The following is a 12353-nucleotide window of genomic DNA, read 5'->3' as shown; positions in this document are numbered from 1 at the left end:
ATCCTTTGTTTTCTCCCTCTTATTTAAAGGAGGAACTATTATGGGCTTTGGTGGTAGTTGTGGAGGCTGTGGCTTCGCTGGAGGCTTTGCTTTACTAGTTGTGTTATTCATTTTATTAATCATCGTTGGAGCTGCTTGCTTCTGCTAAACAAACTATCGGAAAAGACACTCTTATATGGGTGTCTTTTCTTTGTAAACTTAATAAGTATGAGAATCCGATCCTTTAGCCATAATTACGACTAAAGGCTTTTTTGTATATAAATAAAAAGGAGCTGACTGTATGGAACATAATAAAAACGGAATCCTTGCTTTAATCGTTTTATTTGTAGGACTAGCATTTTTTGTTATCGGTATGGTTTATCATTTATGGGGCACGGTTTAAGAAAAAAAGTACTCATATGAGTACTTTTTTCTTAAGATTTCATGTAAAACCATTCTAAACTTACTTACATGCATACAATTATCAATGACGGTTATATAACCGATAAGATTATAGATTATCAATTTAGCAATCTACATTTATATGATTAGGAAAGGAGCTAACAACTGAAAATGTTAGAAATCATTTTTGTTGCTGTATTACTTTTGTCTAGCATCCAACTTATCTTTATCAAGCGTGGGTTGACGAAAAAGAATGTATTCATCTTAATAATAAATTACATATTCTTATTAGCCACCATCGTATTAATTGGCGCAAACTGGCGTATGATACCTGCTTATTTCTTATTGTTCGTTTTAACATTACAAGTTTTTTTGAAACCAAAAACTACAGCTGTTTCTAAAAAGTTAGTGATGAAAATTTTAAAAGGGGTAGGAATTATCGTAACTGCTATCGCAATGTTCACGTTACCTTTACTTTTCCCGATCATAACACTCCCAGAGCCTACTGGAAAATATACAGTAGGAACGAAAGCTTTTCATTTAATTGATACAAATCGAAAAGAAACCACTGTACCGAATAATCATGGAAATCGCGAGTTAATGATACAAGTGTACTATCCTGCCGAAAAAGGAGCTGGGAAACCTTCTGCCTACTTTGAGAATATAGAAGCCCTCGCTGAACAATTGGCTGTAACAAAAGGTGCTCCGTATATCGTAATGACACATTTAGGGCTGACAAAAACACATTCTTACCAAGATGCTAAGCCACTTCAAGTTAAAGAAAAATTCCCACTCCTTTTATTCGGCCATGGAATGGAATTATACGGACAACAAAATACATTCCAGTTAGAAGAATTAGCTAGTCAAGGTTATGTAGTAATCGCCCTTAATTTCACAGGATACGCAGCAACAACAATTTTCCCTAATGGAAAACGTATAGATTCCGTACCAATTGAATTTACACCTAACGCTTTAAATAACATGGTTCGAAATTGGGAACAAGATACTACTTTTATTTTAAATGAAGTAATAAAAGGCAATTTTGATAAAAACTTTACAGCCATTGCAAATTTAATTGACGATGACAAAATTGGCATGTTTGGTCACTCTTATGGAGGAGCAACTGCCGCGCAAATGTTAGTAAAGGATAACCGTATTAAAGCTGCGATTGATATGGATGGTGGATTGTATGGCGATCCAATGCCTAAAGACGGCCCTCAAAAACCATTCATGTTGATGAATGCTGAAGCTACCATTCAGTATATGAAAGAAGCGGAGAATCAAAAGACAGATGGAATCCAAGATGAATTGTTTGAAATATCCTATTTAAGAAATAAAACCATTGAAAAACCTGGCGCGTACACAGTTGTACTTCCAAAAACAAATCATAATAGTTTTACAGATTTAGCAGCATTTTCACCTATTATTAACGAACCCGGTGAAGATGTATCCGCAAATTATACACTCATTAATAAACTAGTAACTAGCTTCTTCGATCAAACTTTAAAAGGGATAAACGAAAATCATTTAGAAGAAATTCAGAAACAATATCCTGAGCTTCATCTCATTAAACACTAATAATCATTTACCTAGTTATGGAACCCCTCTCTTATCCTTGAGGGGTTTCTACTTTAACACAATTATAAAAAAAGGCCCCATCACTGGGGCGCTCAAAAAATAATATAAGTAAATGAATTAAAACAAATAACAGACAACTAAAATATACAAGATTAACATTATATAATCTATATATATGCAATATTACATAAAAATCTTTATTATAACATGCTATACTAAAACAGGAGTCGACAATCGTTATTTTCTTCTTAGTTTTAAAGCAATATGGATATATACCTTCTTATCGCATTTGGATTGTACAAGCAAAAGAAGACATCTTAATGGATGTCTTCTTTTCTTATATTTTTATGAATTCCTTTGAGCAGATGCTCTCCAAGCACGAAAAGATGTTGGGTGTCCAGAATGAGCTCTTTGCTTTGCAGCAGCAGCAGCTGGTTTTTCTTCAATAGTCTTTGGTTTTGCTTCCACAATCGCTGATTTTTCTTCAAGAATAGTCACAGCTGTTTGAATCTTTCCTAACTGCTCTTTTAAAGCTTGCTGCTCAATTTTTAAATCGGTAAGTAATCGTAAAATCATTTCAGAATTGGCCATAAAGATCCTCCTTCCCCCAATGCACAGAATAAAATAGAATATGTCATCAACGGAATAGCGGTGACAAAAATAAGGTCGTCAACTCCCTTAAAATCTAAGCACCTTTATTTTTCAAAAGGACCTGCTCAAGATTATCCGTAAAAACATAAAGTAAATTAAATCCATTAATTAATGGTCTTTATGGAAGGAGGAGTTAATATGGGCTATGGAGGTAGTTGTGGTGGAGGCTGCGGTTTCGGCGGCGGTTTCGCTTTACTAGTTGTACTCTTTATCTTATTAATCATCGTTGGCGCTAGCTGTTGGGGCGGCGGATTCGGCTGCTAAGGGGAGGCACTCTTGAGAGTGTCTTTTTTTGTGTTTTTGGATGTACAGCCCCTCCCTATCCGTCGTTTACCAGCGCTAAAAAACAATGTTCTTGTTATCTTCTCCCTCAAAATTCGTACATTTTAAAATTGACATAGCATTTCATGCACCTTATACTGTTAATGACAGTATACTGTCATTAACAGTATAAATTCTAATTCATTCTAGGAGGTATATCCATGAAACATACAGGAAGACATACAGGCGCATTTCTTTTGTTATTTTTAGCTGAGGGCGATAACTATGGCGGGCAATTACTGCAAAAGTGCGAGGAAGAACTTCCCGTCAATCCAATCGATAGTGCCATTTTATATCGTACGCTAAAAAAATTAGAAAACGAAGGTGCAATTGAATCTTACGTAAGTACAGATCATCAAGACAAACCGAGAAAGATGTACAAAATTACGCCTGCTGGAAAGGAACAACTGGCAGATTTTCAAATGGATATTGAAGAAAAAATGAAGAACTTATCCTTTTTCCTGGGAAAATATAAAGACTTACAGGAATCCGATCATGATTAACGGCGTGATTCTTTACACGTTAGCCATTATTCTTACGGGGATTTCTTTTATGAAGGACCGCAGTAAAACGAAAGATGCTCTAATGAAGTCATGGAAAATGTTTCGCAACCTTCTCCCTGCGATGCTCTCCATCATGCTTTTCGTTGGCTTATCGCTTTCTATATTAACGCCGTCCTTTATCTCTTCTATCATTGGAGAACAGTCCGGATTATTAGGTATTATGTATTCGGCAATACTCGGATCTATTGCACTTATTCCAAGCTTTGTTGTATTTCCTCTCGGTCATACGTTAGTTCAACACGGTGCAGGGCTACCTCAAGTTGCGGCACTTATGTCTACCCTCATGTCAGTAGGACTTACAACTTTACCGATGGAACAAAAAATATTCGGACGAAGCTTTGCTTACGCACGTAATGCAGCTGCTTTGCTCATGTCTCTTCTATTCTCCTATATCATTTGGATGGTGATGGTATGAAAGAACTAAAAAGATATCGCTTCTTTTTCGTCTTACTACTCGGGCTCTTCATATTAACGTTTATAAATCAATCTTTAGGATGGAGTGCATTACAACTAACAGGAAATAGCATTTTAGATATGCTGTTTCTCCTCCCCCCTGTCTTACTATTTGTAGGGCTACTTGATCAGTGGGTGAAAAAAGAAACGCTCATGAAATATATGGGCAAAAAATCAGGTATATACGGAATCTTATTTTCTCTATTATTAGGAGGCATTGCAGCTGGTCCCCTCTATGTCGCCTTTCCAATCGCAGCACTACTATTAAAAAAAGGTGCAAGCATTCGGTACATCGTATTTTTCTTAGGCGTTTGGACAACTGCGAAATTGCCAATTCTCGTGTATGAATTTTCTTCATTTGGCACTACCTTTACACTTATTCATGTTGGTTTCGGTTTAGTATTCTTTTATGTAATGGGGATTATTTTTGAGAGGTTTTATAATCAGGGCAAGTTGCTTCGGTATGATGTTACGGAGGAAATGTAATCAAATTGACCATAAAATAGGAATATGATATATTTTCGGTAGAGTACTATATAAGTATGACATCCACTAAAATGGCATATAATAAAAGAAGAGATGCGCTAACATCTCTTCCCTAACTGCTACCGTATAGGGTGGTGGTTATTATACGTTATTATTTTTTACGAAACCCACCCTTTTGCTTCCTACGGCGCGGAGTGGGTTTTTTGTTGTCCTTACCCAGAAGTTGCTTCCGCAAAAAATACGCTGAAACTTCACGTACAGTCGCTTTTACAAATTCTTTTACAAGGTCAAACAAAAACTCCATATTATCACCCCCTTTCCTTCCAAATGGAAAGAAGGGATAACCACCCACCCTCACAATATGCAGTTGACTTTATTTTATCAAATGATTGTAAAGATATTATGTAAACAAATAAAATCTCACAGAAAAAAGTCCTTCTAAACTGGGCCTTTTTTTATACATACCAATACTTCCCCAGTATTCGGAAAAGAAAAATACGTCGATAAATTTTCATTTAAAATATTCAGAATTAATATTAAAATAAAAAATGGGGATAGGGGTATGGACTTATAAAATTTATACATAACGAGGAAATTGAAATGAAACTACAATTAAAAGCGGATTTAATGCTACTACTAGTTACATTCTTTTGGGGTGCATCCATCTTACTTACAAAAGTTGGACTCGAAGGCATAGAAGAATACAATTTAATCGCATTACGATTTATTATTGCCTTTGTTTTATCAGGTTTAATATTTTACAAACATTTATTCAAAATCGATTTTAAAACGGTAAAATATGCATTTATACTCGCTTCTGTCTTATTTATCGTTTACATTTTCGCTACTTTCGGCACAAAGTATACGAGTGTTTCTAATGCTGGATTCTTACTCTGTCTCACTGTCATTTTCATTCCGATCTTATCAGCTATATTTTTAAAACACATTCCGGAAAAGAAAGTTATAGTAGGAATCATTTTAACGATTATAGGAATCGGCTTGTTAACATTAACGAGCGAATTCAAGATCGGTAACGGTGACATATTTTGCATACTGTCCGCCCTATTTTATGCGATCCACGTCATCATTACTGGCAGCGTAACGAAACATGTGAACTCCATTGCACTTGGGGTAGTGCAACTTGGTTTCGTCGGTCTATTTAGTCTTATTTTTTCATTCATAATAGAAACGCCAAAGCTTCCTAGCACAATCAACTCATGGCTCATCATCTTAGCCTTAAGCATCTTTTGCACTGCAGTCGCGTTCATCGTGCAAGTGATTGCCCAGCAATACACGACGCCTACACATACCGGACTCATCTTTTCATTAGAACCTGTCTTTTCCGCAGGCTTCGCTTTCGTTTTCACCGGTGAAACACTTACAGGAAAAGGATACTTAGGGGCGACGCTTATATTAATCAGTGTGTTAATTGCTGAGGTAGATTTTAAGAGTTTATTACGAGTTAATTATAAAAAGAATGTGGAATAGATAAACATACCCCGAGAAAATATTCGTTACTATTATTTTCATTCTCTTTTAAATGAGACTTTTTTAGATGCTACCTTCGAATAAGATAGCATCTAAAAAATGTTACAAGGAATTATTATATTTATGTAGCTTGCATAGTTAACCTTTTCTACATTACTTACTGCACATAGTCATACAGATTTTTCGCTAACAATAAACAAGTTACTGTAATGAAAAGGGCGCGAACATACCCGCTTCCTTTTTTTATAGCAAATTTGGAGCCAACAATCCCTCCAGCAATTTGAGCAATTCCCATTATGAAACCATACGCATAGTTTACTTGCCCTACATACATAAACATGAACAATGCACCAACGTTACTTCCTAAATTAAGAAATTTCGCCGTACCTGCTGCTTTTAAAAAATCATACCCAATAAATAAAAGAGAAAACATTAAAAATGAACCTGTACCAGGACCTAGAAATCCATCATAAAAACCAATAGCAAAAATAAAAAAGGTAAAAATAATGAAGTGTCGACCAGACAATTTTTTATGAGTGGAAATACTTCCCCAATCCTTCTTGAATATCGTATAAATAGCGACCACACCAAGCATGATTAGCATTAATGGCTTCAATACTTCTGGATTCATTAAATGAACGGTCCATGCCCCTATTATGGAACCTATGAAAGTGATTGGAAATAATTTAAACGCCGATTTCAAATCAAGATTACCAGAACGATAAAACACAATATTACTAGTTGCACTTCCCATTGTCGATGCTAGCTTATTTGTGGCTACTGCACTTGCTGGATTCAACCCTGTAAATAATAAAGCTGGTAAGGCGATCAATCCACCACCACCTACAACTGAATCAATAAATGCAGCTACAAATCCAAAAACAATCAAAATCATTAATACAGATGGGTCTAAATAAAAATCCATATTAGTAGCCTCCCCTTTAGTCACTATTGTAATAGTAACTATCAATTTGCTAAATGTAAAGAGTTATTGTAACGTTGAAATATAAAGTGAAACTTTAATCAGTGGGGGGGTTTGTTCATCCCCACTGATTATCAGCCCTCACCAATCGGGCTTTAACGGGCAGCCCGATCCCCACCTAACTTCTTTGCTTCCGCTGAATTTTGAGGTGGGGGTCTTACTGCCCGTTAAAGCGGGATAAAAGCAAACATCGGAGGAAAAAAAGTGGACTACATAGTGCAACAGCTTAAAAAAATTGGTTTTAATGAATATGAAGCTAAATCTTATGTATCTCTTGTGAAACAGGGGCCTGTCACAGCCTACCAAGTGAGTAAAGATTCGGGTGTCCCAAGAGCGCGAATTTATGAGATTTTAGGTAACCTTGTAGAAAAAGGAATTGTCATGAAAGAAGAAATAAATGACACTACTCGCTATTCACCTCTACCCGTTGAAATCTTTTTACAGAAGGCGCAATCAGAATGGCAGTCTACTTATGAAGGAATTAGTGATTCATTAAAAAAACTAGAAACTTCCGAGGAAAAAACGGATAATCGAGTGATTACGTTAAAAGACAATCAAACAATCATTAGCTACTGTCAGACATTAATAAAAAAAGCAGAACAACGTATTGTCATTTCAATGTGGGATGAAATGTATGAAGCGTTAAAAGAGGATCTAACTGAGGTAGCTGATAAAGTCACAGTACAAGGTATTACCTTACATGTTGAAAATCCCATTAAAAATCTAGAAGCCCATCGTATCACACCCTATACAGAAACTCGCTCTACAGAACATTGGTTTATTTTATCAATAGATTCTAAAGAGATGATTTACGGCCCATCACTTGAAGAGCGTAATATTGCTTTTTATACAGATGACCCCGTTCATATATACTTATTAGAGGATTATGTATGGCATGATGTTTTAGTAAATCGCCTTGTCCGACGTAGCCAAGATGACTTGGAGCAATGGATTACTGCAGAGAGAAGAGCTTTCTTTATGGAGAAATAAGAAACATATTCAAAAAATAAAGCATAAGTGAATACATTGGAAAACTTATGCTTTATTTTATATGCAAAGTAATACTCAAATCTTTTCACTATTTCCCCTCCACAAACCTCCCAAACTCCTTCAAAAACCGCAGCTTAAAACTCCCCACAGGCCCATTCCGATGCTTCGCCACATGAATCTCTGTCATCTCTTTCTGCATCGTTTCCTTATCATAATAATCCTCGCGATACATAAGCATAATGACATCCGCATCTTGCACAATTTGTCCTGTTTCTCTTAAGTCGGATAAAAGAGGTCGCTTATCTTGACGCGACTCTACAGAACGAGACAATTGTGACAATGCTACTACACAAACATTTAATTCCCGCGCTAATAACTTAAGCTTACGAGAAATCTCACTAATCTCTTGGAATCGGTTGCCCTTATGCTTCGGATCGCCCGTAATAAGCTGCAAGTAATCTACAATAATTAAAATCTTTTTATCACCGTGCTTCCTCTTTAACTTACGAGTTTGCATCCAAATATCTTGCACCGTAACACCTGCATGATCGTAAATTTCAAGTGGTAGTTCACCAATCTCCGCAAATGCCCGACTCACCTTTTCCCAGTCTTCTATCGCAAAACGATGCTTCGGATTTTTCAATCTGCCTCCTGACACTTCACCTACGCAAGACGCCATTCTTTTTAACAATTGCTTACTACTCATCTCTAATGAAAATAGTCCAACCGCCGCTCCAGACTTCGCCGCATGCAGTCCAACATTTAACGCAAACGCAGTCTTTCCCATAGAAGGACGCGCACCAAGAACGACAAAATCCCCTTCCTGCAAGCCGCACGTCATTTTATTTAGCGATGTATAACCAGTCTCAATACCCGTAATCTCTTTCGCATCTTGATGAAGCTCTTCATATAAATTAACTAGCGCATCCTTCAAATCAAACTCACATACACAGTCCTTTTCCTCTAACTCACAAAGTGCCGTAATCGTCTCACCAATAATTCCCTCATTCTTCTCCGCAATAAGACGCTCTCCCATTTTGTGCCCGAGAACACCCGCCTGATACATTTTCCAGGCACCTCGAACAAGCCCCTCATAATAAGAGAAGTTGCTAGTAGTAGGCACACCATCCATTAACCCTATAAAATACTCCATTCCCCCGATCCCCTCTAAAAACTTCGGATCTACCCTAGAAATGAACGTCACAAGATCAATCGGTTGCCCCTCTTCTTCCATTTTTCGCATTAACTGAAATATAGACTTGTGCACCGACAGAGAAAAATACTGCTCCGTCAAACGGCACTCCTTAATAAGCTCTCCATCAAGTAATAGAGAACCTAACACCGTCTTTTCCGCCTCCACATTTTGAATACTCATGGACGCCACCCGCGCTCCGCTAAAAAGCGCTGCAACTCTTCCTCAGACGGCGCATTCTTCTCCCATTCCTCACACCTCGCCAAAAACTCCTCTGTCTCCCCCGTACTAACAGACGACTCCTTCTTCCGAAAGCTCGCCGTATCCGCCTCAACCTCACAAACTTTCGTAAACCCTTTCCCGTGCCAGCCTCTCAAAATGCCCTTCACATAAGCAACCGTCCGCTTATTATTCTCAAACGCAATTTGAAGAGCCTTCAGCACAAGCTCCTCTGACAAATCTTCCATCCACGCACTTAGTTCCTCCACAGTATGCGGAGACAAACTACCGAAATGTTGCTCATAAAAAGAAAACACGCGACTTCCCATTTCTTCTATAACCTCTTCTTCCTCTGTCTCCTCACAAATCGGATCAACATCATCCACAGCCAGATCACTCGGCATACCGAAATGTGCTAAAAGCATTGGAACATTCAGCTCCTCCTCTACGCACTTCTGAAGAAACATATGTACAAACTCCTTATTCTTCACACCCTTCAGCTCACGAAGAACGCACTTCTCCACATTCGTATTCGTCACAGGATTATAACGAAGCCAATTTAAAACGAATAACTCCCGCGTCTCCGCATCATAAAGAATCTTCCCATAATCAATGAAGCGCTGCACAAGCTTATCAACAGTCTCCCGATTATAACCCGTCTCCATCTCAGCTAACCGCTTCGGAAAAGGAAAAATCCCACACTGCGTCGTCTTCGAACAAGTCAGCAAATACACATAAAAATACCGCTCCTCCGGCGTCAAATCCAAAACAAAATCATCCTGCCAAAAATTCACCTGCACAGTACGATACACCGCCATCCCAATTCCTCCCGTCTCCGTTCAAAATAAAAACCTCTTCATAATATATATGGGAGACTGGCCGGGTTTTTGGCGTGTTATTTTAATTTTTTTTTGACTACTACTACGGTGTTTGTTGTTGTTTTTGTTATGTTTTTTCTTAGTGATTTATTACTTGGTAGGGGCTTGTAAGGGGCTTAGGAGGGGCTAGTTATCGGTTACTTCGATTAGAAACACTCGATCTGAGAAGCCACCTCGTTCTTCTGCTTTCTTTTTACGGATGCTGTTGATTTCTTCTATTGTTGTGCCCTCGTGTTCGGCTAGGGCGTTTATTAGTTCTAGTAGGTCGGATAGTTCTTCGAGTTTATCGGGTTTTGTTTTTGCTTCGATGTATTCTGTTAGTTCTTCTTGTGTTTTTTTGCAGATTTCTTTTATGTATTCGTCTTCGGGTAGGATTCTTGTTGTGGGTGTTTTCCCGTTGGATTTTATTATTTGTGGGATTTTGTTTCGGATTAATTTGTTGTAGGTTGGCATGGGGGTTTCCTCCGTTAGGTTTTTCTTCTATTATAATGGAAAAGCAGTTTAACTAGGTGTTAAACTGCTGCATTGCTTCTTTTATATAGTTTTCTTCTTCGGTTGTGAAGAGGGTTGGGAATTCGGATAGTGGAAGGTTTGATTTTTGGATTATATCCTCTATATCACTTTGAGGTGTATCAAGATAACTCGTTATCTCTTCTATTACATTGAAAAATTCCTTCAAGGTAACTTGAACATCTTGATGACTCGGATCCTTCTTTTCTACTTTATACTTTTTCAACTTCCCTATCACATCCATAAAGCGCCGATCGAACTTTTCTTTTATAAATTTCCAAGTTAGTTACCACTCCATCCAAATTACTCTCATCATAAATTATTTTTCGTTTTAATTGCCTTGTAAAGCAAAATTCATAGTTGCGATATGTCGCGTTAACGCCGTTGTTATATCATTAATACCTTTCCCACTTGAAAACCCACCATAATCAGGGCTATTCCAATTTAAAGGCAAATCCTTCCCATGGACACTTATCAATTCATTTGGATTTAAATTTTGAATAAGAAACTCCTTAAATTCGTGTGTCGTAGGTGTCTGTGATAGAGAAGTACGAGTAAATATTTCTCTGAATAAGCGCAGCATGATTTGAAATCCCATAGACTTTACCAATACATGAGTTTTTTCATCAGCCCAAGCCTCAGGATATACTTCAGCCCAAGCTTTAAAATAGTCATTTAAAATTCGTGCTTTTTGAGGGATAGAGAAAGTCTGTGGTAAATAATCTAAAACGTATGATTCAATTAATTTAATAAACGTGCTGTTCGTAACGTAAGGTTTCGGTAAATTTTTTGGACGTTTACCATCAGTGTCCTTAACTCGTTGATATAGAATTGACCAATTCTCACCATTTAATAAGGTAATAATACTATGAGCCATTTCTTCTGTATTACTTAAGGTACCCGCTATAGCTTTCATAGCCATAGAATGAACTGCACTTGGTTTTTCTTGATATATATTAATATCCGAAAACACTTTTGCTGTATCTTTATATGGTATATCAATATAAACAGTCGTTGGACACTCAAATGATAATTTACTAGCTTCAAATAAACCTGTTGTTCGATGATGACCATCGATCAATATCCCTGGGAAAATATCACTTTCATCTTTTAAATATCCTTCACTATCTACTTCTGATTTTTCAATTTTCTCTCTTAAAGCCTCTAAATCAACTTTATAATAAGCAATATCGCTATCATTAGGGTGAAATTCAAAAGAAACAAAATCACTTGAATTGAATAAAGCCAAAACAACCGCATTTGGTGATGAATAGCGTTGAGGGTCTTCTAATGCTATTTTAATTATATTGTTAACCTTTGATTCTTTTAAAGCACGTTGAATTCCCTCAGGATTATCATAATCTCTAGGTATTTTTCTTAGTAAACAATATGTTGCATCAATTGATATTTTACTAGAAAACATCATATATGAATTTTGTTGTTCAAGTTTCACCATTTTTATAACTAATTCTGGCCCAACTCTTTGCATTAGACCATCCATAATCATAAGTAATTCCATTTTTTTTACTGAATATGATTTTGACATTCTTTTTCCTCCTCAAATATATCAGTCTTAATACCAATAAATAATTTTATGTTTTTAGGAAGCCAAAACTTATTGAAATCTTCGTTGGCCAGTCTATCTATTCTTAACCTATGTT

The 12353-nt window shown here is 36.9% G+C and carries 15 protein-coding genes and 1 pseudogene; 8 read left to right on the top strand and 8 right to left on the bottom strand.

The genetic code is table 11. The features are described from left to right. The first annotated feature begins 40 nt into the window (after positions 1-40). Together PDK19_RS08025 and PDK19_RS08020 are read left to right on the top strand one after the other, a co-directional pair. Complete coding sequence (locus PDK19_RS08025) at positions 41-148, top strand: YjcZ family sporulation protein (protein ID WP_000505670.1); 108 nt, start codon at positions 41-43, stop codon at positions 146-148. A gap of 404 nt (positions 149-552) precedes the next feature. Then, the gene (locus PDK19_RS08020) at positions 553-1959 is read left to right on the top strand and encodes an alpha/beta hydrolase family protein (RefSeq protein ID WP_049111122.1); all 1407 of its coding nucleotides are present in this window, start codon (positions 553-555) and stop codon (positions 1957-1959) included. Between the two features lie 345 nt (positions 1960-2304). On the opposite strand, the gene PDK19_RS08015 is transcribed toward PDK19_RS08020, so the two are convergent. Next, entirely contained in the window at positions 2305-2550 is a 246-nt protein-coding gene (locus tag PDK19_RS08015) for a hypothetical protein (protein ID WP_049111123.1), read from the bottom strand. Between the two features lie 198 nt (positions 2551-2748). On the opposite strand from PDK19_RS08015, the gene PDK19_RS08010 reads away from it, so the two are divergent. The 4 genes from PDK19_RS08010 to PDK19_RS07995 all read left to right on the top strand — a co-directional run bounded on the left by PDK19_RS08010 (position 2749) and on the right by PDK19_RS07995 (position 4433). Continuing rightward, a complete protein-coding gene (locus PDK19_RS08010) occupies positions 2749-2874 on the top strand; it encodes a YjcZ family sporulation protein (RefSeq protein ID WP_000540377.1) in 126 nt (41 codons plus the stop codon). 218 nt (positions 2875-3092) lie between these two features. Next, the gene (locus PDK19_RS08005) at positions 3093-3434 is read left to right on the top strand and encodes a PadR family transcriptional regulator (RefSeq protein ID WP_000683189.1); all 342 of its coding nucleotides are present in this window, start codon (positions 3093-3095) and stop codon (positions 3432-3434) included. Continuing rightward, a complete protein-coding gene (locus PDK19_RS08000; RefSeq protein ID WP_049111124.1) occupies positions 3427-3909 on the top strand; it encodes a hypothetical protein in 483 nt (160 codons plus the stop codon). Before PDK19_RS08005 ends, PDK19_RS08000 begins: the two co-directional genes overlap by 8 nt. After that, positions 3906-4433 carry a permease gene (locus PDK19_RS07995; protein WP_270706902.1) on the top strand — a complete coding sequence of 176 codons (528 nt, stop codon included), beginning with the start codon at positions 3906-3908 and terminating at the stop codon, positions 4431-4433. Before PDK19_RS08000 ends, PDK19_RS07995 begins: the two co-directional genes overlap by 4 nt. A 151-nt stretch (positions 4434-4584) precedes the next feature. Here the strand turns inward: PDK19_RS07995 and PDK19_RS07990 are convergent, their stop codons facing one another. Then, positions 4585-4737: a hypothetical protein gene (locus tag PDK19_RS07990; protein WP_000394757.1), complete on the bottom strand. Its 153-nt coding sequence runs from the start codon at positions 4735-4737 to the stop codon at positions 4585-4587. Between the two features lie 296 nt (positions 4738-5033). Between PDK19_RS07990 and PDK19_RS07985 the strand changes: the two genes are divergently transcribed. Further along, positions 5034-5921 carry a DMT family transporter gene (locus tag PDK19_RS07985; protein ID WP_049111125.1) on the top strand — a complete coding sequence of 296 codons (888 nt, stop codon included), beginning with the start codon at positions 5034-5036 and terminating at the stop codon, positions 5919-5921. 157 nt (positions 5922-6078) lie between these two features. Here the strand turns inward: PDK19_RS07985 and PDK19_RS07980 are convergent, their stop codons facing one another. Then, a complete protein-coding gene (locus tag PDK19_RS07980; protein WP_049111126.1) occupies positions 6079-6846 on the bottom strand; it encodes a TSUP family transporter in 768 nt (255 codons plus the stop codon). 261 nt (positions 6847-7107) lie between these two features. Between PDK19_RS07980 and PDK19_RS07975 the strand changes: the two genes are divergently transcribed. Further along, a complete protein-coding gene (locus PDK19_RS07975; RefSeq protein WP_000384602.1) occupies positions 7108-7893 on the top strand; it encodes a TrmB family transcriptional regulator in 786 nt (261 codons plus the stop codon). 88 nt (positions 7894-7981) lie between these two features. On the opposite strand, the gene dnaB is transcribed toward PDK19_RS07975, so the two are convergent. The 5 genes and pseudogenes from dnaB to PDK19_RS07950 all read right to left on the bottom strand — a co-directional run bounded on the left by dnaB (position 7982) and on the right by PDK19_RS07950 (position 12238). Then, entirely contained in the window at positions 7982-9268 is a 1287-nt protein-coding gene (gene dnaB / locus PDK19_RS07970) for a replicative DNA helicase (protein WP_270706899.1), read from the bottom strand. Then, positions 9265-10122: a DnaD domain-containing protein gene (locus PDK19_RS07965; RefSeq protein ID WP_049111128.1), complete on the bottom strand. Its 858-nt coding sequence runs from the start codon at positions 10120-10122 to the stop codon at positions 9265-9267. Before PDK19_RS07965 ends, dnaB begins: the two co-directional genes overlap by 4 nt. A 186-nt stretch (positions 10123-10308) precedes the next feature. Further along, the gene (locus tag PDK19_RS07960; RefSeq protein WP_049111129.1) at positions 10309-10635 is read right to left on the bottom strand and encodes a nucleoside triphosphate pyrophosphohydrolase; all 327 of its coding nucleotides are present in this window, start codon (positions 10633-10635) and stop codon (positions 10309-10311) included. Between the two features lie 52 nt (positions 10636-10687). After that, positions 10688-10969 (bottom strand): annotated as a pseudogene (locus tag PDK19_RS07955) (MerR family transcriptional regulator); the annotation flags it as partial. A 54-nt stretch (positions 10970-11023) separates the two neighbouring features. Then, positions 11024-12238, bottom strand: a complete 1215-nt coding sequence (locus tag PDK19_RS07950; RefSeq protein WP_098639298.1) for a DGQHR domain-containing protein — start codon at positions 12236-12238, stop codon at positions 11024-11026. Positions 12239-12353 lie beyond the last annotated feature (115 nt).

Source organism: Bacillus cereus group sp. BcHK124 (genome assembly GCF_027712065.1).
Lineage (GTDB): Bacteria > Bacillota > Bacilli > Bacillales > Bacillaceae_G > Bacillus_A > Bacillus_A pacificus.
Note: the sequence above shows the minus strand (reverse complement) of the source record. Positions and strands in the feature narration are given on the sequence as shown.

Excerpts from the sequence above, each read along its gene's own strand:
- PDK19_RS08020 (WP_049111122.1), top strand. The coding sequence starts at position 553 with ATGTTAGAAATCATTTTTGTTGCTGTATTACTTTTGTCTAGCATCCAA.
- PDK19_RS07950 (WP_098639298.1), bottom strand. The coding sequence starts at position 12,238 with ATGTCAAAATCATATTCAGTAAAAAAAATGGAATTACTTATGATTATG.
- PDK19_RS07960 (WP_049111129.1), bottom strand. The coding sequence starts at position 10,635 with ATGCCAACCTACAACAAATTAATCCGAAACAAAATCCCACAAATAATA.
- PDK19_RS07965 (WP_049111128.1), bottom strand. The coding sequence starts at position 10,122 with ATGGCGGTGTATCGTACTGTGCAGGTGAATTTTTGGCAGGATGATTTT.
- dnaB (WP_270706899.1), bottom strand. The coding sequence starts at position 9,268 with ATGAGTATTCAAAATGTGGAGGCGGAAAAGACGGTGTTAGGTTCTCTA.
- PDK19_RS07990 (WP_000394757.1), bottom strand. The coding sequence starts at position 4,737 with ATGGAGTTTTTGTTTGACCTTGTAAAAGAATTTGTAAAAGCGACTGTA.
- PDK19_RS08000 (WP_049111124.1), top strand. The coding sequence starts at position 3,427 with ATGATTAACGGCGTGATTCTTTACACGTTAGCCATTATTCTTACGGGG.
- PDK19_RS08025 (WP_000505670.1), top strand. The coding sequence starts at position 41 with ATGGGCTTTGGTGGTAGTTGTGGAGGCTGTGGCTTCGCTGGAGGCTTT.
- PDK19_RS07995 (WP_270706902.1), top strand. The coding sequence starts at position 3,906 with ATGAAAGAACTAAAAAGATATCGCTTCTTTTTCGTCTTACTACTCGGG.
- PDK19_RS07985 (WP_049111125.1), top strand. The coding sequence starts at position 5,034 with ATGAAACTACAATTAAAAGCGGATTTAATGCTACTACTAGTTACATTC.
- PDK19_RS08005 (WP_000683189.1), top strand. The coding sequence starts at position 3,093 with ATGAAACATACAGGAAGACATACAGGCGCATTTCTTTTGTTATTTTTA.
- PDK19_RS08015 (WP_049111123.1), bottom strand. The coding sequence starts at position 2,550 with ATGGCCAATTCTGAAATGATTTTACGATTACTTACCGATTTAAAAATT.
- PDK19_RS07980 (WP_049111126.1), bottom strand. The coding sequence starts at position 6,846 with ATGGATTTTTATTTAGACCCATCTGTATTAATGATTTTGATTGTTTTT.
- PDK19_RS08010 (WP_000540377.1), top strand. The coding sequence starts at position 2,749 with ATGGGCTATGGAGGTAGTTGTGGTGGAGGCTGCGGTTTCGGCGGCGGT.